16 protein-coding genes are annotated in these 22441 nt (G+C 66.7%); 11 read left to right on the top strand and 5 right to left on the bottom strand.

Annotated features, from left to right (window positions below):
- Positions 1-7 precede the first annotated feature (7 nt).
- The 3 genes from fumC (at position 8) to Q8R73_RS06185 (ending at position 3383) form a co-directional block, all read left to right on the top strand.
- Positions 8-1423: a class II fumarate hydratase gene (gene fumC, locus Q8R73_RS06195; protein WP_305718669.1), complete on the top strand. Its 1416-nt coding sequence runs from the start codon at positions 8-10 to the stop codon at positions 1421-1423.
- A 173-nt stretch (positions 1424-1596) separates the two neighbouring features.
- Entirely contained in the window at positions 1597-2676 is a 1080-nt protein-coding gene (hppD, locus tag Q8R73_RS06190) for a 4-hydroxyphenylpyruvate dioxygenase (protein ID WP_305718655.1), read from the top strand.
- Complete coding sequence (locus Q8R73_RS06185) at positions 2673-3383, top strand: DNA alkylation repair protein (RefSeq protein ID WP_305718654.1); 711 nt, start codon at positions 2673-2675, stop codon at positions 3381-3383. The genes hppD and Q8R73_RS06185 overlap by 4 nt, the downstream gene beginning before the upstream one ends.
- Positions 3384-3397: 14 nt before the next feature.
- On the opposite strand, the gene Q8R73_RS06180 is transcribed toward Q8R73_RS06185, so the two are convergent.
- Both Q8R73_RS06180 and Q8R73_RS06175 read right to left on the bottom strand, forming a co-directional pair.
- A complete protein-coding gene (locus tag Q8R73_RS06180) occupies positions 3398-6271 on the bottom strand; it encodes an EAL domain-containing protein (RefSeq protein ID WP_305718653.1) in 2874 nt (957 codons plus the stop codon).
- Between the two features lie 86 nt (positions 6272-6357).
- The gene (locus tag Q8R73_RS06175) at positions 6358-7626 is read right to left on the bottom strand and encodes a diguanylate cyclase (protein WP_305718652.1); all 1269 of its coding nucleotides are present in this window, start codon (positions 7624-7626) and stop codon (positions 6358-6360) included.
- A 334-nt stretch (positions 7627-7960) separates the two neighbouring features.
- Between Q8R73_RS06175 and Q8R73_RS06170 the strand changes: the two genes are divergently transcribed.
- The 5 genes from Q8R73_RS06170 (at position 7961) to Q8R73_RS06150 (ending at position 11450) form a co-directional block, all read left to right on the top strand.
- Positions 7961-8200, top strand: coding sequence for a hypothetical protein (locus Q8R73_RS06170; RefSeq protein WP_305718651.1), 240 nt, complete (start codon positions 7961-7963; stop codon positions 8198-8200).
- Positions 8201-8236: 36 nt separating this feature from the next.
- Positions 8237-8503 (top strand): translation initiation factor IF-1, encoded by a 267-nt coding sequence (infA, locus tag Q8R73_RS06165; protein ID WP_057676588.1) that lies wholly within the window; start codon positions 8237-8239, stop codon positions 8501-8503.
- Positions 8504-8580: 77 nt separating this feature from the next.
- Positions 8581-8943 (top strand): RNA-binding protein, encoded by a 363-nt coding sequence (locus Q8R73_RS06160; protein ID WP_305718650.1) that lies wholly within the window; start codon positions 8581-8583, stop codon positions 8941-8943.
- A gap of 103 nt (positions 8944-9046) precedes the next feature.
- On the top strand, positions 9047-9409 hold the full coding sequence (gene gcvH, locus Q8R73_RS06155; RefSeq protein WP_305718649.1) for a glycine cleavage system protein GcvH: 363 nt from the start codon (positions 9047-9049) through the stop codon (positions 9407-9409).
- 127 nt (positions 9410-9536) lie between these two features.
- Positions 9537-11450 carry a PhoX family phosphatase gene (locus tag Q8R73_RS06150; protein WP_305718648.1) on the top strand — a complete coding sequence of 638 codons (1914 nt, stop codon included), beginning with the start codon at positions 9537-9539 and terminating at the stop codon, positions 11448-11450.
- 189 nt (positions 11451-11639) lie between these two features.
- Here the strand turns inward: Q8R73_RS06150 and Q8R73_RS06145 are convergent, their stop codons facing one another.
- From Q8R73_RS06145 to Q8R73_RS06135, 3 genes are all read right to left on the bottom strand, one after another.
- Positions 11640-12371: a proteasome-type protease gene (locus Q8R73_RS06145; RefSeq protein WP_305718647.1), complete on the bottom strand. Its 732-nt coding sequence runs from the start codon at positions 12369-12371 to the stop codon at positions 11640-11642.
- 336 nt (positions 12372-12707) lie between these two features.
- A complete protein-coding gene (locus tag Q8R73_RS06140; RefSeq protein ID WP_305718646.1) occupies positions 12708-13667 on the bottom strand; it encodes an alpha-E domain-containing protein in 960 nt (319 codons plus the stop codon).
- A gap of 1 nt (position 13668) precedes the next feature.
- A complete protein-coding gene (locus Q8R73_RS06135; RefSeq protein ID WP_305718645.1) occupies positions 13669-15180 on the bottom strand; it encodes a circularly permuted type 2 ATP-grasp protein in 1512 nt (503 codons plus the stop codon).
- A 125-nt stretch (positions 15181-15305) separates the two neighbouring features.
- Here Q8R73_RS06135 and Q8R73_RS06130 point away from each other — a divergent pair, with 125 nt between their 5' ends.
- The 3 genes from Q8R73_RS06130 (at position 15306) to Q8R73_RS06120 (ending at position 22436) form a co-directional block, all read left to right on the top strand.
- Positions 15306-18797, top strand: coding sequence for a DUF2126 domain-containing protein (locus tag Q8R73_RS06130; RefSeq protein WP_305718644.1), 3492 nt, complete (start codon positions 15306-15308; stop codon positions 18795-18797).
- 74 nt (positions 18798-18871) lie between these two features.
- Entirely contained in the window at positions 18872-19735 is an 864-nt protein-coding gene (locus tag Q8R73_RS06125) for a transglutaminase family protein (RefSeq protein WP_305718643.1), read from the top strand.
- A 205-nt stretch (positions 19736-19940) separates the two neighbouring features.
- Entirely contained in the window at positions 19941-22436 is a 2496-nt protein-coding gene (locus Q8R73_RS06120) for a circularly permuted type 2 ATP-grasp protein (RefSeq protein WP_305718642.1), read from the top strand.
- The last annotated feature ends 5 nt before the right edge of the window (positions 22437-22441 follow it).

The raw sequence follows: 22441 nt of genomic DNA, 5'->3' as shown, positions 1-22441 counted from the left end.
CGCACCCATGCCCGACCGGACTAAGCCGATCGCCACCACCCGCACGGAGCACGACAGCTTCGGCCCGATCGAGGTCGCTGTCGAGCGGCTGTGGGGTGCGCAGACGCAGCGCTCGCTGGCCTTTTTTTCCATCTCCACGGAACGCATGCCCGCAGAGATCGTGAAGGCGCTGGCCCTGATCAAGCTGGTCAGCGCCCGCGTGAACCTGGAGCTGGCCCTGCTGGAGCCCGACAAGGCCATGGCCATCGCCAGCGCGGCGGAGGAAGTGCTGGATGGCGAGCACGGGGCCGAGTTCGTGCTCTCGGTCTGGCAGACGGGCTCAGGCACCCAGAGCAATATGAACATGAACGAGGTGCTGGCCAACCGCGCCTCCGAACTGCTGGGCGGCCCGCGCGGGCAGGACCGGCTGGTGCACCCGAATGACCACGTGAACCTGGGCCAGTCATCCAATGATGTCTTCCCCACGGCCATGCACCTGGCGGCGGCCAAAGGCATCACCGTGGCGCTGCTGCCGGCCCTGGCGGGCCTGCGCGATACGCTGGCCGCCAAGAGCGCGGCCTTTGCCGACATCGTGAAGATCGGCCGCACCCATCTGCAGGATGCCACGCCGCTGACGCTGGGCAACGAGTTCTCCGCCTATGCCGCGCAGCTGGACCACGCGTACATGCTCATCCGCGACAGCCTGGTCTCGCTGTACCCGCTGGCCATCGGCGGCACCGCCGTGGGCACGGGCCTGAACACGCACCCCGAGTTCGGGGCACGGGTGGCGGCCGAGCTGGCACACGGCGCACAGCTGCCCTTCATCAGCGCACCCAACAAGTTTGCCGCCCTCGCCTCGCACGACGGTCTGGTGGCCGTGCACGGCGCGCTCAAGACACTGGCCGTCGCGCTGATGAAGATCGCCAACGATGTGCGATGGCTGGCTTCGGGCCCGCGAGCGGGGCTGGGCGAGATCGGCATCCCCGAGAACGAACCCGGCAGCTCCATCATGCCGGGCAAGGTGAACCCGACGCAATGCGAGGCCCTCACGATGCTGTGCTGCCAGGTCATGGGCAATGATGTCGCGATCAGCATGGGTGGCGCCTCGGGCAACCTCGAGCTCAATGTGTACAAGCCGCTGATCGCCCACAACCTGCTGCAGAGCATCCGCCTGCTGGCCGAGGGCATGGCGAGTTTCGACGAGCATTGCGCGCGCGGCATCACGGCCAACCCGCAGCGCATACAGGAGCTGCTGGACCGCTCGCTGATGCTGGTGACGGCGCTGGCGCCGCACATCGGCTATGACCATGCCGCGGAGATCGCCAAACACGCACACCGCGAGGGCAGCACCCTGCGCGATGCCGCGCTGGCGCTGGGCTACGTGAGCGCGGCGGACTTCGACCGCTGGGTGCAGCCGACCGAGATGGTGCGGCCGCGTGCCTGAAACTGGCTGGCGTACCATCAGCCCAAACCATGGATACCCAGTTCCTGATCGTCGGCCAGCACCTCGCGCGCAGCACGCGCGGTCGGCCCTGCGCGCCCCCTGCGCAAGGCTGAGCGTCCCTCGCCGTGGCGTGCCCCGGCACGCCTGCTGATCATTTTTTCTGGAGACTTTTCATGGCTGACCTGTTCGACAATCCCATGGGCCTGTGCGGCTTCGAATTCGTTGAGTTCGCCTCGCCCGCCCCCAACACCCTGGAGCCCCTGTTCGAGAAGATGGGCTTCTCCCTGGTGGCGCGCCACCGCAGCAAGGACGTGCTGCTGTACCGCCAGGGTCACATCAACTTCATCGTCAACCGCGAGCCGCGCAGCCTGGCCGGCTACTTTGCCGCCGAGCACGGACCCAGTGCCTGCGCCATGGCCTTCCGCGTGCGTGATTCGCACCAGGCCTATGCCCGCGCGCTGGAGCTGGGCGCGCAACCGGTGGAGGTGCCCACCGGCCCCATGGAGCTGCGCCTGCCGGCGATCAAGGGCATCGGCGGCGCGCCGTTGTACCTGATCGACCGCTTCGAGGACGGCAAGAGCATCTACGACATCGACTTCGAATTCATCGAGGGCGTGGACCGCCACCCGCGCGGCCACGGCTTCAAGGTGATCGACCACCTGACGCACAACGTGTACCGCGGCCGCATGGCTTTCTGGGGCGCCTTCTACGAGCGCATCTTCAACTTCCGCGAGATCCGCTATTTCGACATCCAAGGAGAATACACCGGCCTGACCAGCCGCGCCATGACGGCGCCCGACGGGTTGATCCGCATTCCGCTCAACGAGGAATCGGGCCGGGGCACGGGGCAGATCGAGGAGTACCTGATGAAGTTCAGCGGCGAGGGTATCCAGCACATCGCCCTGCTGACGGACAACCTGCTCGAGAGCGTGGACGCGCTGCAGTTGGCCGGCATCCCGCTGATGACCGCGCCCAACGACATCTACTACGACATGCTGGCCGAGCGCCTGCCCGGCCACGGCCAGCCGGTGCCCGAGCTGCAGGCGCGCGGCATCCTGCTGGACGGTTCCACCAAGGATGGCAAGCCGCGCCTGCTGCTGCAGATCTTCTCCGAGACGCTGCTGGGTCCGGTGTTTTTCGAGTTCATCGAGCGCCGCGCCGACGAGGGCTTTGGCGAGGGCAACTTCAAGGCCCTGTTCGAGAGCCTGGAGCGTGACCAGATCCGCCGCGGCGCGCTCCAGGTGGACGATTGAAGAAGCCTGCCGGCGCGGCCCTTGCACCCGCGGACTACGTTACCCGGGTACAGGCCGCACTGACACCGCTGGCCGACGCCGGCCGGGCACAGCAGATGCGCGCCTACCTGCGCGAGCAGTTCCCCTTCCTGGGGCTGCAGAGCCCGGTTCGGCGCGCGGCGGTGGCGGGTTTGGGCGCGGTGCACTTCGACGCCGCCGGCGCACTGCAGGCCGCCAGCCTGCTGTGGCAATTGCCCGAGCGCGAGTACCGCTACACGGCGGTGGATCTGCTGGCCAGGCACGCCAGGGGCTTGACACTGCAGCACATCCCCGAGCTGCTGAGCCTGGCACAGTGCGAGCCCTGGTGGGAGACGGTGGACGGCCTGGCTGGCGTGGTGGGTGAGGTGCTGCTGGCAGGCCGCAAGACCAAACCCGACGCGCAAGCCCTGATGGACGAGGCGCTGCAGCACGCGAGCCTGTGGGTGCGCCGCATCGCCATGATCCACCAGTTGGGCTGGCGGCTGCAGACCGACACCACACGCCTCTACGGTTACGCCCTGGCCCTGGGCCAGGAGGAAGACTTCTTCATCCGCAAGGCCATCGGCTGGGCCCTGCGCGATTACGCGCGCTGGGATCCGAAGGGCGTGACGCAATTCGTGGCGCGGCACGGAGCTGCCCTGTCAGCGCTGACGGTCCGGGAAGCCACGCGCCGACTGAACGCGCTCTGAGTTTGCGCCCGGCCTCAGGCCTGCTGCGCCAACCAGTCCTGCAGCGGCACCGGCCGCGCATACAGATAGCCCTGCAGGCTGGGGCAGCCGCTTTGCTTCAGAGAATCGGCCTGGGCCCGGGTTTCCACGCCCTCGGCCACCACGTGCAGCGAGAAGTTGCGCGCAATGGACAGCACGGTCTCCACGATGCCGCGGGCGTGCAGGTCATCGGGCAGGCCCTGCACGAAGCTGCGATCGATCTTCAGCTCGTACAGCGGCATGCGGTTCAGATAGGCCAGGCTGGAGTAGCCGGTGCCGAAGTCGTCGATGGAAAAGCGTATGCCCAGCGCCGCCAGTTCGTTCATGCGCACCAGGATCTTTTCAACATCTTCCACCAGATGACCTTCGGTCACCTCGAAGATGAGCTTGTCCGCCGGGGCGCCCGTCTCGGCCAGGACGCGGCGCACCTGCGCCACAAAGTCGTGCTCGCGCAGCTGGCGCGGGCTGATGTTGATGGACAGGGGAATGTCGTGGCCGGCAGCGGCAAGCTGGATCTGCATCTGGCAGCCCCGCATCAGTACCCAGTGCCCCAGCTCCAGGATCAGCCCGGTGGACTCGGCCACGGGGATGAACTGCGCCGGCGACACGAAGCCGCGCACCGGATGCTGCCAGCGCAGCAGCAGCTCGGCCCCACAGGTGCGGCCACCCGCATCCACCTGTGACTGCAGGTGCAGGTCCAGCTGGCCGTTGCCGATGGCGTGCTTGAGGTCGACTTCCAGCGCCAGGCGCTCCTGCACCTCGGCGTGCATCGCCGCCTCGTAGAAGGCAATGGCGTTGCGCCCGGAAGCCTTGGCACGGTACATGGCGGTGTCGGCCTCACGCAGCAGGTCGTCCACCGAACGACTCTGCGAGGTCAGCAGCGTCACGCCGATGCTGCAGCCCGAGGCATAGACCTGGTTTTGCAGTTCCACCGGCTGCTGCAGGGCCCTGCGGATCTTCTCGGCCACGCCCAGCGCGAGCAGGCCGGCCTCGTGCTCGTCGCCGCCCACATGGGGCAGCAGGATGACGAATTCATCACCCCCGATGCGCGCCACGGTGTCCTCTTCGCGCAGCAGGCCGCGCAGTCGCTCGGCCACCTGCTGCAGCAAGGCATCGCCCACCGCATGACCACTGGCGTCGTTGATATTCTTGAAGTGGTCCAGGTCCAGGAACAGCACGGCGGTGCATTCACCCGAGCGCTGCGCGGCGTGCAGGGCCACGCCCATGCGGTCCATCAGCAGGCGCCGGTTGGGCAGGTCCGTCATGGGGTCGTAGAAGGCCAGACGGTGGATGCGCGCCTCGTTCTCGCGGCGTTCGGTGATGTCGACGAAACTCACCCGCAACTGCCGGCGCCGGTCCGAGGGCATCTGCAGCAGGTTCATCTCGCACAGCACGTCGGCGCCGCCCGCAACCGGCCGCACGCGGCACTCCTGCACCACGTGCTGCCCGCGCGGCAGGGTGGCGAGGGTGGTGTCGAGGAAGCGTTGCACCGACATTCCGTCGGGCTGGAACGCATCCGGCGCGAAGAAACGCAGCAGCTCGGACCGCAGGATCTCCTCACGCGTGCTGGCAAACAGCAGCTCCGCCTTGCGGTTGGCCTGCACGCACAGGCCCGTGTCCAGGTCGCAGACGACGATGGCCTCGGGCGCGTGCTCCACCAGCATCCTGACGCCGGCCTCACTGTCCCGTGCCTGCTGCTCGGCCACGCGCCGTCGCCGGTTCTGCAGGGTCAGCACCACCACCATGCCCGACAGCACCAGCAGCGCCGCGCCCGTGCCCAGCACCAGGGTGCGATGCTCTTCGTACAGGCTGCGCGGACGGTTGATGATGACGCTATCGGGCGGCAGCGCCGAGGTGTGGGCGCCCCAGCGCTCCAGCTGAGCCCAGTCAAACATCGGCACGCTGCGGCTGGGCAGCGGGGTGACGGCCTCCTGGAGCTGCAGCCGATCCTGCACGATGTCGTGGCCCAGGCGCGAGGCGCGCTCACCTTCGGCACCGATGGCGTACATCATGCCGCCCACGCTGGACTCGATGCCGAACTTGGTGTCGAAGAGGTAGAAGGTGGGCACACTGGTCACGCGCGAAAACGCCACGCCGACATCGGCCGAGCTGAAGGCCTTGCCCGCGGCGTCGCGGTTGAAGGTGGTGCGCAGCACGATGGTGCCGGCCTGCAGCTGGGCCAGGCGTTGCAGGATCTGCTCGTAGCTCAGCTCATTGGTGTACTCGAACTGCAGCCGGCCCTGCCAGCGCGGCGCCAGGGCTTCGATTTCACGCCGTGCCGCCAGGTCCGGCACGCCCGTGCCGCCCAGCACCAGCACCTTGGCTGTGGCGGGAAAGAGCTTGAGGGCGATGTCCAGGGTGCCGGCGTAGTCGAAGCTGACGTCCTGGCGCAGGAAGCGCCGCCCGCTCTGCAGGGCCCGCTCGGCACTGAGGGACGCGTTGGAGGCGATCACCGGCGCCATCGGGCTCAGGGTCGGCAGTTCTTCGAGCAGAAAATTGAGCGGCGTCTGCTGGAAGGTGACGATCAGGTCCAGCGGCCGGTTTGCGTACTTGTGCAGCAGCAGTTCGCGGCTGAGCTTGCGGTAAGCGGGGTCCGGGTTGCGCGCCAGATCCAGGTACTCCACGTAGACCTTCTCGACCGGCATGCCCAGCCCCCGCCAGGTGGCGACGAAGCTGGCCACATAGGCGTCGACGCCGGGCCGTCCGTACCCGGGCTGCAGCAGCAGGAGCACCTGCTTGTCGGTGTCCGGTGTGCGCCCGGCCTCCTGGGCCGAGGCCTGCGCGCCGGCGAATAGCAGCACCCAGGCCAGCAGCACGCTGCGGCACACGGCAGGACTGGCACACCGGCGGTAGAGGCGGACGATACCCATGCAGGCAATGGTACACGTGGATCCGCGCGCCTCGACCCTATTCGACACCGATCTGAGGGGAAAAGGCATGGCAAGCCGCGGCGGCCTCAGGCGGCCGTGAGGACGCGGTTGCGCCCCTGGTCCTTGGCGAGGTACAGAGCCCCGTCCGCCTCTTTGAGCAGGGCTTCGGCCTGCTCGGCGCGCTGCACCAGGCCGGAGGCCACGCCTATGCTGACGGTGACCAGGGCCGCCACCGGTGAATGTTCATGCGGCATGCACCGGGCCTGGACGGCGCAGCGGATACGCTCTGCGACGGCGCACGCCTCGGCCGCCGTGGCGCCGGGCAGCACAAGCACGAACTCCTCGCCGCCATAGCGCGCCACCAGCTCGCCGGAGCGGCGCACCTCGGCCGCCAGGATCTCCGCCACCTGACGCAGGCACGCGTCCCCCGCCTGATGGCCATAGTGGTCGTTGTAGGCCTTGAAGTGGTCCACGTCGATCAGGGCCAGGGCCAGCGGCAGGCCCACGCGGGCCGCGCGCTGCCATTCGGCCGCCCAGACCTCGTCGAAGCGTCGCCGGTTGGCCAGGCCGGTCAGCGCATCGGTGCTGCTGAGCTCGGCCAGCTGGTGGTTGGCGGCCTCCAGCTCGGCCGTGCGCTCACGCACGCTGGCCTCCAGCTGCTCGTTGGCCGTTTCGATGGCCTGGTGCAGGCGGGCCTGCTCGGCCACCTCGCTGCGCAGGCGGCGCGAGAACATCCAGCCCACCCAGAGCAGCAGGCCCAGCGCGGCCAGGCGCAGGCCGTGGGTCAGCTGGCGCATCTGCTCCAGACTGCGGGCACGTGCGGCCAGCTCATCGGTGAGCGCGTTGATCACGGATTCGGTGGTGATCTCGTAGATCTTCTTGGCCAGCACGTAGTCGTCCTCAAAGAGCACGGCGCGTGCCCGGCCCCAGTTGCCCGCGCGCATGTGGCGCAGGGAGCGCGCTTCGGTGACGCGCAGGCCTTGCTGCAGATCGAGCAGCACGGAGATGTCCCCCGAGAGCTCCATCTCGCGGCTGAGTTCGGCCACGGTCGCTACCGTGGCGGTCAGGTTGTCGTCGACGCTGTCGTAGCGGCTCACCCGCAGCAGCTTCTCCTCCAGCACGGCGCCACTGAGCAGGCTGGTGAGTTCCTGCTCCAGGCGCACGATGCGCTCCAGGCGGGTGCTGATGCCCAGGTGGCGCACATGCATGTCCTCGCTGCGCACATCAACATACAGCCCCAACAAAAAGGTCAGGACCAGGATGGCCACGGCGATGTAAGTACTGCCCAGGTATCTCATGTTCTGGTTCTTGTGGGCCCGGGGAAGATGCTTCGTCCCGACGCGCGCAGCGCTCATTCTGCCGGCCCGTTCGGGCGCGGTAAAAAATATACCGGCACAATTTCACAATACCGCGTACAATACGACGGTCTCTGCGATTTGCTTACCTTTGCATCGACTGTTGTCTGACTTGGTTCGCGGCACCTACAAGCCGCCCTCCTCACCTTCTGGCCGCCACCAACGGCCCCCGGTCGTCAAACTCCCCTCCTCTGCGGCGAGCCCTATCCCCGGTCTGTATTCCTTCCCCTGGACCGAACACCCAAAGCGGCTTGTGCCGCAACGTCCAGCCCCAGGGCTGACGGTTTTTACTGTTTCCTGCGCCGCGTGCTGACACGCGTCGCCCTGAGTTTTGATGATTACCACGCTAGAAAATGCTTTCTCGGTGGGCAAGTACCTTGTCTCACCCCTCACCCGAACCACCGAATCGGGCCACTACACGGCTTCCGTGTCCATCCGTAGCGGCAGCGGCCGCGGCACCTCTGACCGGGTCTACCGCTTCGTGCCCGAATTCGCCACCCGCGAAAGCGCCCTTCAGTACGCCGTGGCCGAAGGCCACAGCTGGCTGCAGCAGCGCCAGGCCTGTGCCGCCTGAAACCCCCTACACTGTCTTACCCACGAGGAAAACCCCATGGCCAAAGAAGAACTGATTGAAATGGAAGGCAAGGTCGAGGAAGTGCTCCCCGATTCGCGCTTTCGCGTGACACTGGACAACGGCCACAGCCTGATTGCTTACACCGGCGGCAAGATGCGCAAGCATCACATCCGCATCCTGGCTGGCGACAAGGTGTCGCTCGAGCTCTCGCCCTACGACCTGGGCAAGGGCCGCATCACCTTCCGCCACCTTCCTCCCCGCACCGGCGGCGCACCCGCGCCCGCACGGCGCACGTTTCGTTGACAGGCCATCCGGACTGTCATTCCCCTGCGTCACAAGTTGCATTGCGACCCACGGCGCGTTTTTAGAAAGGCTCAATCATGAGCAGCAAACTTTATGTCGGTAACCTCTCCTACTCGGTGCGGGACGACGATCTTCAACAAAAATTCGGTGAGTTTGGTTCGGTTCAGTCCGCCAAGGTCATGATGGACCGCGACAGCGGTCGCTCCAAGGGCTTCGGCTTCGTGGAAATGTCCAGCCCGGCGGAAGCCGAAGCTGCCATCCGCGGCATGAATGGCCAGAACGTTGACGGCCGCGACATGGTCGTGAACGTTGCCCGTCCGATGGAGCCGCGCACTGGTGGTGGCGGCGGCGGCTTCGGCGGCGGCCGTAGCGGCGGCGGCGGCGGTGGTGGTTACGGCGGCGGCGCCGGCGGCGGCGGCGGTGGCCGCAACCGTTACTGAAGTCTCGGCTTCCTCTGAAAAACCGGCCCCTGGGCCGGTTTTTTTATGCGCCTGGTGCAATCCGGGCAGGTAAGATCACGCCCTCAATCTTGGAGAGATGGCGATGATCAGGTTCAGCGACGAACACGTGTGGGTGCGGGTGGAAGGAGATACTGGCGTGGTGGGCATCACCGTGCACGCGCAGGACACCCTGGGCGACATCGTGTTCGTGGAGTTGCCGGCGCTGGGCAAGACGCTGGCTGCCAAGGACGTGGCCGGCGTGGTGGAGTCCGTCAAGGCGGCCGCCGACGTCTATGCCCCGGTGAGCGGCACGGTGAGCGAGGTGAACGAGGCGCTGCGCGCCGACCCCTCGCTGGCCAACAGCGCACCCTTGGGTGAAGGCTGGCTCTACAAGGTCAAGCTCGCCGCGCCCGCCGAACTCGACGCTCTGATGGACGAAGAAGCCTACGCCAGGTTCAGCGCCTGACCCGGGCGAGACCCGCTGAGGTGTTGCCGCGTGGCAGCACTGTCTTCAAGCTGTCATCGGTCAGACTTATAAATGGGCTGGGGCCGGTCGCTTGACCGGCTGAAACAACCCTCTCCGAGATCAGACCATGGCCAAAGATTTCTCCACCATGGAGGACAGCAACCGCTCCTCCAACCCCAGCATCCACGATATTTCGAGCCCCACGCGCCGTACGCTGCTGCAAGGCGGCCTGGGCGCGGCGATCAGCCAGTTGCTGGCGCCCCTGGCCGGCGCTTCCGCGCTGGCTGGCTGCGCCAGCATGGGCGGTGGCCCGCTGCTGGGATTCAAGAGTGTGCCGGTGTCCACCGCTGACACGATCACCGTGCCCGAGGGCTATGTCGCCCAGGTCATCGCGCCCTGGGGCGAGCCCATCGGCCTGGCAGGCATGAGCCGGGCCTTCAAGGACGATGCCAGCAACAGCGCCGACGAGCAGCAGGCCCAGATGGGCATGCACCATGACGGTATCCACTTCTACCCGCTGGACGGCGCGCAGCGCGGCCTGCTGGTGATGAACCACGAGTACACCGACGACGGCCTGCTCTTCCCCGACGGCATGCAGAACTGGAGTGCGGAGAAGGTGCGCAAGTCGCAGGCCGCGCACGGCGTGTCCGTCATTGAAGTGGCCCGCAAGGGCGCGCAGTGGGAGTTGGTGCGCCCGTCGTCCCTGGCACGCCGGATCACGGCGGCCACCCCCATGGCCGTCTCTGGCCCGGCGGCCGGCCACGCCATGATGCGCACCAGTGCGGACCCGGCCGGCCAGCGCGTGCTGGGCACGCTCAACAACTGCGGCAGCGGCATCACGCCCTGGGGCACCTACCTGACCTGTGAAGAGAACTTCATCAACTACTTCAGCGGCGGCGACAAGCCCAGCCCGCACGAGGCGCGCTGGGGCCTGCGCAAGGGCGGCGCCGGCTACCGCTGGCACGAACACGACGCGCGTTTCGACGCCACCCGCGAACCCAACGAGCCGAACCGCTTCGGCTGGGTGGTCGAGATCGATCCCATGGACCCGACCTCCACGCCCGTCAAGCGCACGGCGCTGGGTCGCTCGGTGCACGAAGGCGCCACGGTAGCGGTCACGAAAGATGGCCGCGCCGTGATCTACATGGGCGAGGACGCGCGCTTCGAGTACATCTACAAGTTCGTCAGTCGTGACCGCATCCAGAGTGGCGGCGCCCGCGCCAATGCCACGCTGCTGGACCACGGCACGCTCTACGTGGCCAAGTTCAATGCCGACGGCAGCGGCCAGTGGCTGCCGCTCACGCACGGCCAGGGCCCGCTGACGGCGGCCAACGGCTTTGCCGACCCCGGTGAGGTGCTGATCAAGAGCCGCCAGGCCAGCGACCTGCTGGGTGCGACCAAGATGGACCGCCCCGAGTGGATCGATGTGGACAAGAACGGCTGGGTCTACTGCACCCTGACCAACAACAGCAACCGGGGTGTGGGCAAGAACGCCGGGCTGGACGCGGCCAACCCGCGCGCCAACAACAGCATGGGCAACATCATCCGCTGGAAAGAAGAGGGCGACTTCTCCGCACTGACGATGAAGTGGAACCACTTCGTGCTGGCCGGCGACCCGGCCAACGAACGCGCCGAGGCCCGTGGCAACGTCAAGGGCGACCTGTTTGCCTGCCCCGACGGCCTGTGGACCGACGCCCGCGGCGTGCTCTGGATCCAGACCGACATGTCGACCTCGGCCATGGGCAAGGGTGATCTGGCGCGCATGGGCAACAACATGATGCTCGCGGCAGACCCGGCCACGGGCGAGATCCGCCGTTTCCTGACCGGCCCCAGTGGCTGCGAAATCACGGGCGCCACCGCCACGCCGGATGGCCGCACCATGTTCATCAACATCCAGCACCCGGGTGAGAGCCCCTCGGAGCGCAGCGACCCGGCCAACCCCGGCAAGTACTCGACCTGGCCCGACAAGAAGCCGGGTGGCCGCCCGCGCTCAGCCACGGTGGTGATCCGCAAGCTCGATGGCGGAGTAATTGGAAGTTAACCCCCCGAGCGGCGACGCCACCACGCGCTGACGGCCAGAGGCCGTAGCTCTTCGGACTGTCCAAGCCTGCGCAGGCAGGCCTGGAGCCGCAGCCCTCAGCCCCTTTCTCGCCTGCGGCGGAAGGGGGGCGCTCCCGGCGGCCTGGCAAAGCCAGTTCCGCGGGAGCCCTGGTCTAAGACATGTCTTCGGCTATTTCCAGTAGCCCGGCGCGGGCAACTCGTTGAAGACCTTGCGCAGCTGCTCACCCCAGCGCTCGCGCAGGGAAGAGAAATACGGGTCCTTGCTGTCGATCAGGGCCCTGCGCTGGACTTGCAAGCTATCTTTTTCATAGCACATGAGGTCCAACGGCAGGCCGACCGACAGGTTGGACTTCATGGTCGAGTCCATGGAGATCAGGCAGCACTTGGCCACTTCGTCAAGCGACAGGTACCCACCGACGACACGGTCCAGGATGGGCTTGCCGTACTTGGACTCGCCGATCTGGAAATACGGCGTCTCGCGCGTGGCCTCGATGAAGTTGCCAGCGGAATAGATGTTGAAGAGGCGCGGCTCCTCGCCCTTGATCTGGCCGCCGAAGATCAGGCTCACATTGAACTCGATGCCGAACTCCTTGAGCGCTTCGGCATCGCGCGCGTGCACCTTGCGCACGGCATCTCCCACCAGCTTGGCGGCGGAAAACATATTGGGGGCCGAGGCGAGACTCTTCTCGCCCTGGTTTTCCATCTGCACCCGCAGGCCGCTGGCCACCGACTGGCTGACGGACAGATTGCCGGCAGTCAGCAGCACCATGACCCGTTCACCCGGCACCTCGTAGACGTGCATCTTGCGGAAGGTGTTGATCTGGTCGACGCCGGCGTTGGTGCGCGAATCGGACAAGAAGACCAGTCCGGCATCGTTGCGGACGGCGACACAGTAGGTCATGAAAATTCACTCGTGGGATAAGGGCCTGTTCACACTAATTTCTCAAGTGCGAACGTGGTTAAAACAGCGCCAATCTAGGCGCGCGACGACGCCCAGGCTGACCGCCTGGGCTAGGAGTGCAACAACGAGTGGCGCTGTTTTAACCCCGTTCCCTTCGGGTTGCGGCCAAAAAAGCCATGCGGGGTGTTGCGCGGACTTGCCGGGGGATACCCCGGCGGCGTCCACGCGCCTACCGCATGACTTTTTTGATCCGCAACGCATCTTGAGAAATTAGTGTGAACAGGCCCTAGGACAGCCGCCATCTTAACGGCCGCCCCGCCCTGCCAGGCAGCGGACTCAGGCGATTTCGGGCATCAGGAAATCCTGGCTGATGCGTGAGCCGATGTCGTTGACCCGGTCCAGGAACTGGGTCAGGAAGGCATGCAGCCCCGTGGCCAGGATTTCGTCGATGCGGCCGTACTGCAGCTCGGCGCGCAGCTTGCCCGCCTGGCGCAGCGTTTCACTGTCGCCGTCGCTGCTGACCAGGCCCAGGTTGCTGACCACCTCGTTCATGCTCGCATGCAGGGAGCGTGGCATGTCGGGCCGCAGGATCAGCAGCTCGGCCACGCGTTCGGGCCGGATCACGTCGCGGTAGACCTTGCGGTAGATCTCGAAGCCGCTCACGCTACGCAGGATCGAACTCCAGTGGTAGAAGTCGTACTCCTGGTCCTTCTGCTTGGCGTTGCCGAAGAAGTCGCGCTGCGCGGCATGGAACTTGACGTCCACCAGACGCGCGGTGTTGTCGGCGCGCTCGAGGAAGGTGCCCAGGCGCATGAAGTGCAGCGACTCGTCCATCAGCATGGTCCCCACGGTCACGCCACGGGAGAGGTGCGAACGGAACTTGACCCATTCGAAGAACTGGCCAGGATCGCGTTCGAAATCGCCGCTCTTGAGCATGCGGTTGACTTCCAGCCAGGTCTGGTTCTGGGTTTCCCAGACCTCGGTGGTCAGCGTGCCGCGCACGGCCCGCGCGTTCTCGCGTGCAGCCCGCAGGCAGGAGATGATGGATGAGGGGTTGTCCTCGTCGCTGACCATGAACTCCATGACGCCTTGGGGCGTGACCTCACCGTAGAGCGCGGTATAGGACGGCAGCAGTTCGCTGATGGACAGCAGGCCCTGCCAGCCGACCTGCGCCACGGCCGCCGATTGCGGCAGCAGCGAGGTCTCGTAGCTCACGTTGAGCATGCGCGCTGTGTTTTCGGCCCGCTCCGTATAGCGGCTCATCCAGTAGAGGTGATCGGCGGTGCGGCTCAGCATGTCAGATCTCCAGAATCCAGGTGTCCTTGGTGCCACCGCCCTGCGAGGAGTTCACCACCAGGGAGCCTTCCTTGAGTGCCACGCGCGTCAGGCCCCCCGGCACCATCTGCACCGTCTTGCCCGAGAGCACGAAGGGCCGCAGGTCGATGTGGCGCGGGGCGATGCCCTGCTCGACGTAAGTGGGGCAGGTGGAGAGGCTCAGCGTGGGCTGGGCGATGTAGTTGCTCGGGTTGGCCAGCACGGCCTTGCTGAAGTCCTCGATCTCGGCCTTGGTGGAGGCGGGCCCCACCAGCATGCCGTAGCCCCCGGCGCCGTGCACTTCCTTGACCACCAGGTCCTTGAGATTGGCGATCACGTACTTCAGGTCCTCGGAATTGCGGCACATGTAGGTGGGCACGTTGCTGAGGATGGGTTTCTCGCCCAGATAGAACTCGATCATCTTGGGCACATAGGGGTAGATGGACTTGTCGTCCGCCACGCCCGTGCCCACTGCATTGCAGATGGCCACATGGCCCGCGCGGTAAGCGTCCATCAGGCCCGGGCAGCCGAGGGTGGAGCTGGGGCGGAAGACCCTGGGGTCGAGGAAATCGTCGTCGACCCGGCGGTAGATCACGTCCACCCGCCGTGGACCACGGGTGGTTCGCATGTAGACGAAGTTGTCCTTGACGAACAGGTCCTGCCCCTCGACCAGTTCCACCCCCATCTGCTGGGCCAGGAAGGCGTGCTCGAAGTAGGCGCTGTTGTACATGCCGGGCGTGAGCACCACCACGGTCGGCTCGGCCGCGCCGCCCGGGCTGGAAGCACGCAGGGTTTCCAGCAGCAGATCGGGGTAGTGCGCCACGGGTGCGACGCGGTGGGCGCTGAAGAGATCGGGAAAGAGCCGCATCATCATCTTGCGGTCTTCCAGCATGTAGCTCACGCCACTGGGCACGCGCAGATTGTCTTCGAGCACGTAGTACTCACCCTCGCCCTTCGCGTTGGGCGCACGCACGATGTCGACACCGCTGATGTGCGAATAGACCTGGTTGGGCACGTCCACCCCCTTCATCTCGGGGCGGTACTGTGCGTTGTTCAGGATCTGCTCGGCGGGGATGACGCCGGCCTTGATGATCTCCTGCTCGTGGTAGACATCGTGGATGAAGCGGTTGAGTGCGTTCACCCGCTGCACCAGGCCTTTTTCCATGCTGGACCACTCCCGTGCGGGAATGATGCGCGGGATCAGGTCGAAGGGGATCAGTCGCTCGGTGCCGGCGCCGTCCTCGTCCTTGGCGCCGTAGACCGCGAAGGTGATGCCCACGCGGCGAAAGATCATTTCGGCCTCGGCACGACGCGCTTGCATGACATCGTCGTTCTGGCGCGACAGCCACTTCGCATAGCTCCGGTAGTGCTCGCGCACCTCGCCCGCGGACCCACCCGCCTGAGACTGCGACTGGGCCTGCCCACCGCCCGGGCTTTGACTCTGGCTTGCACCGGCGGCGGCCAGGGTGGTGTACATCTCATCGAATTTCTGCATGGCACCTTCTCTCCTGTGAGTCATACAGCAATTTCCGGGCCCAGGCGCGGGCTGGCTCGGTTCTTGCGGTCCTGGACTATGGGCCTCTGCTGCTATTGTGGGCCCTTCCTGATCGAGTCCGAGCCATGCCCATCCACGCCGCACTGAACCACGTCACCCACTACCAGTACGACCGCCTGGTCAAGCTGGGGCCCCAGGTGATCCGCCTGCGCCCGGCTCCGCACTGCCGCAGCAAGGTGATTTCGTACTCCCTGAAGATCGAGCCGGCCACCCATTTCATCAACTGGCAACAGGACCCCTTCGCCAACTACCAGGCCCGCCTGGTCTTCCCGGACAAGACCCGCGAATTCAAGGTCACGGTCGACCTGGTGGTGGAGATGGCGGTCTACAACCCCTTCGACTTCTTCCTCGAGCCCGAGGCCGAGGAGTTTCCTTTCAGCTACAGCGCGGCCACCCGCGAAGAGCTCGCGCCCTACCTGGCCGTGCCAGCGCTCACGCCGCACCTGAAGGTGTACATGGCCCGGATCGACCGCACGAAGATGCGCACGATCGACTTCCTGGTCAAGCTCAACCAGCAGTTGCAGAGCGACATCAAGTACCTGATCCGCATGGAGCCCGGGGTGCAGACGCCCGAGCAGACCCTGGGCCTGGGCAGCGGCTCCTGCCGCGACACGGGCTGGCTCATGGTGCAGCTCCTGCGCCATTGCGGACTCGCCGCGCGCTTCGTCTCCGGCTACCTGATCCAGCTCAAACCGGACGTGAAGTCGCTGGACGGACCCAGCGGCACCGAGGTCGACTTCACTGACCTGCACGCCTGGTGCGAGGTCTACCTGCCGGGGGCAGGCTGGGTCGGCCTGGACCCGACCTCGGGCCTGATGGCCGGCGAAGGCCACATTCCCCTGGCCTGCACCCCCCAGCCCTCGGGTGCTGCGCCCGTGGAGGGCGGTGTGGACGAGAGCGAGGTGGAGTTCGCCCACCATATGCAGGTCACCCGCATCTACGAATCCCCGCGGGTCACGAAACCCTACACCGACGAGCAATGGGCCCGCGTCATGCAACTCGGTGAGACGGTGGAACACCGCCTGCAGACGGGCGACGTGCGCCTGACCATGGGCGGCGAGCCGACCTATGTCGCTGCCAGCGATCGCGACGCACCAGAATGGAACACCGACGCCCTGGGACCGACCAAACGGTCCTATGCCACCGAACTGGTGCACAAATTGCGCACCAAGTACGGGCAAGGCGGTTTTCTGCACTTCGGCCAAGGCAAGTGGTACCCCGGCGAACAGCTGCCGCGCTGGGCCCTGTCGATCTACTGGCGCCGGGACGGCGAGCCGGTCTGGCACAAGCCCGAGCTGTTTGCCGACGAAAGCACGCCGGCCACTTACACCAGCGAGGATGCCCGCCGCTTCACCCACGCCCTGGCCACCAAGCTGGGCCTGAGCGAGCAGTACATCCAGCCGGGCTACGAGGACGTTTTCTATTACCTCTGGCGCGAGCGCAAGCTGCCGGTGAACGTGGACCCTTTCGAGTGCAAGCTCGATGACGAGATGGAACGCATCCGGCTGCGCCGCGTGTTCGGGCAGAAGCTCGATGCCGCGGTGGGTTATGTGCTGCCGCTGCAGGCCAATGACCCCGAGCTTGCCGGTGCCCCCTGGTCCACCGGGCCCTGGCACTTCCGCGACGACCGCATGTACCTGCTGCCCGGCGACTCGCCCATGGGCTACCGCCTGCCGCTGGAGTCCCTGCCCTGGGTCAAGGAGGGTGACTACCCCTACCTGATCGAACAGGACCCCTACGCGCCGCGCACGCCGCTGCCTCAGGCAGCCCAGTTGCGCGCCCAGTACGCGCCGCACCAGATGGGCGGCGGATTCGCCGAGGGCGGCACCGTGGCCGTGCAAGGCCAGGGCCACGCCGGCGCGCCCGGCCGGACCGGCGCCGCCCAAGCCCATCTGCGCGGCGAGGGCCAGCCCTCGCACGCAACGCTGGCCGAGCCGCGCGCGCCGAAGCGCTTCGAATCGGCGCACTGGATCACCCGCACCGCCCTGTGCGTCGAAGCGCGCGACCCCATGCGCGCCAACGGCCCCAAGGCCGAGGGAGCGCACGGCGGCCAATCCAGCCTTCTGTATGTCTTCATGCCGCCCCTGGCGCGGCTGGAAGACTACCTGGACCTGCTCGCTGCCGTCGAGGCCACGGCCGAGGCATTGAGCATGAAGGTCGTGCTCGAAGGCTACCCGCCGCCGCGCGACGTACGCCTCAAGCTGCTGCAGGTCACGCCGGACCCGGGGGTGATCGAGGTCAACATCCACCCCGCGCACAACTGGGGCGAACTGGTGGATCACACGGAGTTCCTCTACGACGCGGCGTTCGAGTGCCGCCTCTCTGCCGAGAAGTTCATGACCGACGGCCGCCACACCGGCACCGGCGGGGGCAACCACATGGTGATGGGTGGGGCCACGCCAGCCGACAGTCCCTTCCTGCGCCGCCCCGAGCTGCTGGCCAGCCTGCTGCTCTACTGGCACAACCATCCCTCGCTGAGCTATCTCTTCAGCGGCATGTTCATCGGCCCGACCAGCCAGGCCCCGCGCGTGGACGAGGCGCGCAACGACCAGCTGTATGAGCTGGAGATCGCCCTGCGCGAGATCCACGCCAACCGGCAGAAGCAGGGTGCCGAGATGTCCCCGTGGCTGGTGGACCGCACCTTGCGCAACATCCTGGTCGACATCACGGGCAACACCCACCGCAGCGAGTTCTGCATCGACAAGCTCTACTCACCCGACAGCGCCACCGGCCGCCTGGGCCTGCTGGAGCTGCGCGCCTTCGAGATGCCGCCGCACGCGCGCATGAGCGTGGTGCAGCAACTGCTGCTGCGCGCCCTGGTCGCGCGCTTCTGGGACACGCCCTACCTGGCGCCCGCCACGCGCTGGGGCACCGAGCTGCACGACCGTTTCCTGCTGCCCACCTTCGTGCACATGGACTTCGCCGACGTGCTGGCCGAGATGCGGCAGGCCGGTTTTGCCTTCGACGACGCCTGGTTCGCGCCGCACTTCGAGTTCCGCTTCCCGCTGGTGGGCGAGGTGCAGAGCATGGGTGTGGAGCTGACCCTGCGCAATGCGCTGGAGCCCTGGCACGTCATGGGCGAAGAGGGCACCTCGGGCGGCACGGCGCGTTACGTCGACTCCTCGCTGGAACGCATCGAGGTACGTGTCACCGGCCTGAACCCCAGCCGCCACGCCATCACCGTCAACGGCCAGGCGCTGCCGCTGCAGTCCACCGGCACGGTGGGCGAGTTTGTGGCCGGCGTGCGCTACAAGGCCTGGAACCCGCCCTCCTCGCTGCACCCTTCCATCGGCGTGCACGCGCCGCTGACCTTCGACATCGTGGACACCTGGATGAAACGTTCGCTGGGCGGCTGCCAGTACCACGTGACCCACCCGGGCGGGCGCAACTACGACACATTCCCTGTCAACTCCTATGAGGCCGAAAGCCGGCGCCTGGCGCGTTTCTTCCGCATGGGCCACAGCGATGGTGCGATCAAGGTGCCGCCCGCCAACAGCCAGTTGCCAGGCAGCCGCGAGTTTCCGTTCACGCTGGACTTGCGGCGCGGCTCACCATGAACTGAGGGCCGGCCGCTGCAACTGCTACCCTGTCTGAATCCACGCACAGAGCGCCCGTTTACCGAAAGATCGAATTGGTCAGACTCAAATTCTCGATCGAGCTGAATTACGACATCGACCCGCCCGGTTGTGATTTCATCTTCAGCCTGCATGCCGCGAAAACCCGGCACCAGACCGTGGTGAGCGAGTCGCTGGGCATCAGCCAGAACCTGCTGCCCCATCTGTCCACCGACCCCGTCACGGCCACCCGCATCCTTCGCCTCGAGGCCTTTGCTGGTCCGCTGACGGTGCGTTATGACGCCACGGTGGACATCAACCACTACACCGCGGCACCGGAGCAGATCGGTGAGGTGGCCGTGGCCAACCTGCCGGAGTCGGTGCTGCCCTACATCTACCCCAGCCGCTATTGCCAGTCAGACCGGCTGCACCGGCTGGCGGTCAAGGAATTTGGTCATCTGCGCCAGGGCTACGAGCGGGTCCAGGCCATCCGCGACTGGGTGATGCATCGGGTCGCCTTCCGCTCCAACTCCTCCACCGGCAACACGTCCGCCGTCGATACCTTGCTGGACGAGGTCGGCGTGTGCCGCGACTTTGCCCACCTGATGATTGCCCTGTGTCGCGCCGTCAACATACCGGCCCGTTTTGTCACCGGCATCGACTATGGTGCAGACCCGGGCCTGGGCCCGACCGACTTCCATGCCTATGTGGAGGCCTATCTGGGCGACCGCTGGTACCTCTTCGACCCCTCAGGCGTGGCCATCCCCATGGGTTTTGTGCGCTTTGCCACCGGCCGGGATGCCGCCGATACCGCTTTTGCCACCATCTTCGGTGGTGTGCGCGGATCGGCCCCCGTGATGCACATCGAGGCCATCCCCGATGCACAGGGCACGCTCGTCGTGCCGCAACATGTGCCGTATGCGCTGTCCACGGACGGATAGTTCAGGGGCTAGGTACTTCAACATGACGGCTTGCCGCCGGCCAGTTGCCAGGAAGCCGCAAATTCCCGGTCCGTCTGTGTTTCAAGAGTCAGAAAACCGCTTTGCCATGCGGTAGTGATGTAACAATACCGTCACAGTGGACCACGCCAATCCCGACCTCTTCGACACTGCCGGCCCACCCTCGCCGGCCCAACGGGCAGCGGCCTTGGCGCTACCGGCCGGCAGCGGCCACTACGATGAATTCCGCGGCGGCCTGTCGGGACAGCAGGCGACGCCAGCCTGGGCAGAATTCTTCGAGCAGATGGGCCACGAAGGTTTCGCCGACCTGAACCACCGCGCCCAGAGCCTGGCGCGCCAGATCCGCGACAACGGCGTGAGCTACAACGTGTACAGCGATGCCAGCGGCCCGCAACGGCCGTGGTCGCTCGACTTGTTCCCGCTGATCATCACGCCCGAGAGCTGGCAGCAGATCGAGACCGGCGTGCTGCAGCGGGTGCGCGTGCTGGAACACGTGATGGCCGATGTCTATGGCCCGCAGGAACTGCTCAAGGCCGGCCTGCTGCCGCCCGCGCTGGTGCAGGGCCACCCCGGCTACCTGCGCCCCATGCACGGTGTGGCGCCCGTGGGTGGCACGCACCTGCACATTGCCGCCTTTGACCTGGCGCGCGGTCCCGACGGCAATTGGTGGGTGATCTCGCAGCGCACGCAGGCCCCCTCGGGCCTGGGCTACCTGCTGGAGAACCGCATTTCGATCTCGCGCCAGTTCGCGCCGGCCTTCGAGGGCATGCACATCCAGCGCCTGGCCGCGACCTACCGCGCACTGATCGACGCGCTCAAGCAGATGAGCCCGGCCGGCGCCGATTCGCATATCGCCCTGCTCACCCCCGGCCCCTACAACGAAACCTATTTCGAGCACGCCTACCTGGCGCGCTATCTGGGCTTGACCCTGGTGGAAGGCAGCGACCTGACGGTGCGCGACCAGAAGCTCTACCTCAAGACCCTGCGCGGCCTGGAGCCGGTGCACGGCCTGCTCAAGCGCCTGGACGACGAATTCCTGGACCCGCTGGAACTGCGCGCCGACTCCACGCTGGGCGTGCCCGGCCTGCTGCAGGCCATCCGCGCGGGCAACGTGCTGGTGGCCAACGCACCGGGTTCGGCCTTTCTCGAATCGAGCGCCATGCTGGGTTTCCTGCCGGCCATCGCCAGCCACCTGCTGGGGGAAAAGATGCACCTGCCGGCGCTGCCCACCTGGTGGTGCGGCGAACGCGCCGGCATGGAAGACGTGCTGCCCCGCCTGGCCGAGTGCGTCATCAAGCCGACCTATCCGGATGCGGCCAGCGGCTTCGAGGCCGTGCTCGGCCGCAGCCTGACACGCAGCGGACTGGACGAATGGGCCGGTCGCATCATGCGCGCGGGTGACCAGCACACGGTGCAGCGCTACCTGCCGCCTTCGCAGATGCCCACCTGGCAGGACGATCGCATCACGCCGCGCTCGCTCATGCTGCGCGTGTTTGCCATCGCCGACGGCCCGCAGTCCTGGCGCGTGCTGCCCGGCGGCCTGACCCGGCTGGTGAACGCCAGCGCGGGCATGGCCTCCATGCAGCGCGGCGGCAGCAGCGCGGACACCTGGGTCATGACCCACGGTGAGGTCGACCGTACGACCTTGCTGTCGACCCACCACGCCACCCCCATCCTCACGCAGCGCAAACGCCTGGTCACCAGCCGCGCCGCCGAGAATCTCTACTGGCTGGGCCGCTACACGGAGCGCACCGAAAACAACATCCGGCTGGCACGACTCACGCTCGACAGCCTGAACGGGCAGGACCCCTGCTCGCCCGCGCTGCTGACCTGGCTCAGCGACCTGGCTTTGCGCAACACCCTGGTGCTGCCGGACGTGCCCACCGCCCTGCAGGCGCGCCGCGTGTTCGAGCGCTCGCTGATTGCCAGCCTGGGCAGCCACGACATGGCCACCAGCGTGGGCTACACCCTGCGCGCGCTCAAGCTGGCCGCCGCCGCGGTGCGCGAGCGGCTCTCGCAGGAGCAGTGGAACATCATCACCCGGGCCGAAGCCGAGATGACGCAGCGCTGCGCGAAGCACGTGGCCCAGGGCGACTACTCTGCCGTGGAAGCCCTGCGCGCGCTGGAATCGGCCAGCGGCCACCTGGCCGCCATCACCGGCGCCCAGACCGACCGCATGACCCGCGACGACGGCTGGCGCCTGCTGTCCATCGGCCGCCAGATCGAGCGCCTGTGCTTCCTGGCGCCCGCCTTGGCCCGCAGTTTCGAGACCGGCGCCGTCCATGACGACGGCGGCTTCGAGGCGCTGATCGCCCTGTTCGACAGCACCATCACCTTCCACGCGCAGTACCAGCAGGCCCGCGAAGTGCCGGCCCTGCTGGATTTGCTGGTGCTGGACCGGGACAACCCGCGCTCCCTCGGTTGGGTGGTGCAGACCCTGCGTGGCCGCCTGGCCAAGCTCGCCGGCAACCCAAGCGGCGAGATGGATGCCCTGGCCCTGATGGTGCCCGACCCCGAGCAGTGGGAGTTTGATGCGCTGTGCCAGACCCGCGAGGACGGCGCATTGCCCCGGCTGGCCGAATTGCTGGCGCAGTGCAGCGAGGCCGCCTGGCGCGTCTCGGACGAGATCAGCCTGCGCTACTTCACCCACACGGGCGACTCCGGCAAGAGCCTGGGGGCCTGACCCGG

The sequence above is a fragment of the Bradyrhizobium sp. genome (assembly GCF_030697065.1).
Taxonomy (GTDB): domain Bacteria; phylum Pseudomonadota; class Alphaproteobacteria; order Rhizobiales; family Xanthobacteraceae; genus Bradyrhizobium.
Note: the sequence above shows the minus strand (reverse complement) of the source record. Positions and strands in the feature narration are given on the sequence as shown.

Excerpts from the sequence above, each read along its gene's own strand:
- fumC (WP_305718669.1), top strand. The coding sequence starts at position 8 with ATGCCCGACCGGACTAAGCCGATCGCCACCACCCGCACGGAGCACGAC.
- hppD (WP_305718655.1), top strand. The coding sequence starts at position 1,597 with ATGGCTGACCTGTTCGACAATCCCATGGGCCTGTGCGGCTTCGAATTC.
- Q8R73_RS06180 (WP_305718653.1), bottom strand. The coding sequence starts at position 6,271 with ATGGGTATCGTCCGCCTCTACCGCCGGTGTGCCAGTCCTGCCGTGTGC.
- Q8R73_RS06175 (WP_305718652.1), bottom strand. The coding sequence starts at position 7,626 with ATGAGCGCTGCGCGCGTCGGGACGAAGCATCTTCCCCGGGCCCACAAG.
- Q8R73_RS06170 (WP_305718651.1), top strand. The coding sequence starts at position 7,961 with ATGATTACCACGCTAGAAAATGCTTTCTCGGTGGGCAAGTACCTTGTC.
- infA (WP_057676588.1), top strand. The coding sequence starts at position 8,237 with ATGGCCAAAGAAGAACTGATTGAAATGGAAGGCAAGGTCGAGGAAGTG.
- Q8R73_RS06160 (WP_305718650.1), top strand. The coding sequence starts at position 8,581 with ATGAGCAGCAAACTTTATGTCGGTAACCTCTCCTACTCGGTGCGGGAC.
- gcvH (WP_305718649.1), top strand. The coding sequence starts at position 9,047 with ATGATCAGGTTCAGCGACGAACACGTGTGGGTGCGGGTGGAAGGAGAT.
- Q8R73_RS06150 (WP_305718648.1), top strand. The coding sequence starts at position 9,537 with ATGGCCAAAGATTTCTCCACCATGGAGGACAGCAACCGCTCCTCCAAC.
- Q8R73_RS06145 (WP_305718647.1), bottom strand. The coding sequence starts at position 12,371 with ATGACCTACTGTGTCGCCGTCCGCAACGATGCCGGACTGGTCTTCTTG.
- Q8R73_RS06140 (WP_305718646.1), bottom strand. The coding sequence starts at position 13,667 with ATGCTGAGCCGCACCGCCGATCACCTCTACTGGATGAGCCGCTATACG.
- Q8R73_RS06135 (WP_305718645.1), bottom strand. The coding sequence starts at position 15,180 with ATGCAGAAATTCGATGAGATGTACACCACCCTGGCCGCCGCCGGTGCA.
- Q8R73_RS06130 (WP_305718644.1), top strand. The coding sequence starts at position 15,306 with ATGCCCATCCACGCCGCACTGAACCACGTCACCCACTACCAGTACGAC.